The following is a 1,366-nucleotide window of genomic DNA, read 5'->3' as shown; positions in this document are numbered from 1 at the left end:
GTTAAAAGAAAATCAATTTTTATCATATTATGATAAAAATTTGAAAATAATTCACAATGAAAATCAGAGTACAGGAAAAATAGCCAGTCAAAGAAAACAGAAATGGTGTAGCCAATCTATTAATTTTCTGGTTGAAAGATATTGGAAATAGATTTGAATTTATATTGTGAATAAAAATATAGAGGATGAAGGGAAATGAAAGCAAATTGTAATTATAGTGTTGCGCTATGTACATATAATGGCGAGCGGTACATAGCAGAACAGTTAAATAGTATTTTATCTCAGACTATTCCGCCAAAAGAAATTATTATTAGTGATGATGGTTCAAAGGATCAGACTTTAGAGATTGTTGATAATTTATTAAGTCATTGTTCTGTTAAATATAGAATTGTGAAAAATACAGGAACTCATGGAGTTACTAAAAATTTTTGTAATGCGATTTCAAGATGTTCAGAAAATATAATTTTCACATCTGATCAGGATGACGTTTGGGTTAATAACAAAGCTGAAATTATTCTCAAAATATTTGAAAATAACAATAAAGCATTGCTTGTATTTACGAATGGTGAATTAGTAGATCAGAATTTAAAACTATTGAATTGTGATATGTGGAAGTCTGTAGGAATTGCTACCGAAATGCTTGAAGAAAATAAGTGGTTTGAATATATGTTGAACCGTTGTTTTGTTACGGGCGCAGCAATGGCATTTAAGCGGGAGTTATTTTCAGAAAATGAGAAAATTCCATCTAGTTGGCTTCATGATGGGTGGCTTGCATGGAAAGCTGTTGCCAGAGGGGGGCTTGTCCCATGTCAGGATAAATTACTTCTATATCGACAGCATGGAGATAATGTTGTCGGTATGAGCAACGTAACTTCAATAACGAGAATAAAGAGTTATCTAAATAATTTTAAAATTATTAAAGAGACACATATCATTCGATATAACAGATATATTGAATTGAAAGATAAAATGGGTTATATGTTTTCTGAACAGCAACAAGAAAAATTAAACGCTTGCATTTTGTTTTGGAAAGATTTAGTAGAAAGTGATAAAAATTTAAAAAGATTAACACGTATTAAAATTATAAAAAAACATGTGAAAAATGGAGATTTTGAAAATTATTTTAATGGAAAAAAAGGAGCAATAAGGGAGTTTTTTGTAGCATTATTTTTATGATGTAAAGAATATGATTGTGAGGTGATAATTTGGGTGTGATGATACTGGAGTATATTGTATTTCTTGTAATAATGATAGTTTTATTATGGATAAACAAAACATTAAGACAATCTTTTTTTACTGTATCAAATTATTTGATTATTACATTTTCTGTAATAACTGGAGTACAAGTTATAGCATGTCTTTGGTT

Annotated in this window: 1 protein-coding gene; it reads left to right on the top strand. The window is 28.8% G+C overall.

The window, feature by feature from the left end:
- Positions 1-195 precede the first annotated feature (195 nt).
- Complete coding sequence (locus tag NCY57_RS16620) at positions 196-1,176, top strand: glycosyltransferase family 2 protein (protein ID WP_021651075.1); 981 nt, start codon at positions 196-198, stop codon at positions 1,174-1,176.
- Positions 1,177-1,366 lie beyond the last annotated feature (190 nt).

The organism is Blautia sp. MB18-30, from assembly GCF_023669475.1.
GTDB lineage: Bacteria > Bacillota > Clostridia > Lachnospirales > Lachnospiraceae > Blautia_A > Blautia_A fusiformis.
Note: the sequence above shows the minus strand (reverse complement) of the source record. Positions and strands in the feature narration are given on the sequence as shown.

Excerpts from the sequence above, each read along its gene's own strand:
- NCY57_RS16620 (WP_021651075.1), top strand. The coding sequence starts at position 196 with ATGAAAGCAAATTGTAATTATAGTGTTGCGCTATGTACATATAATGGC.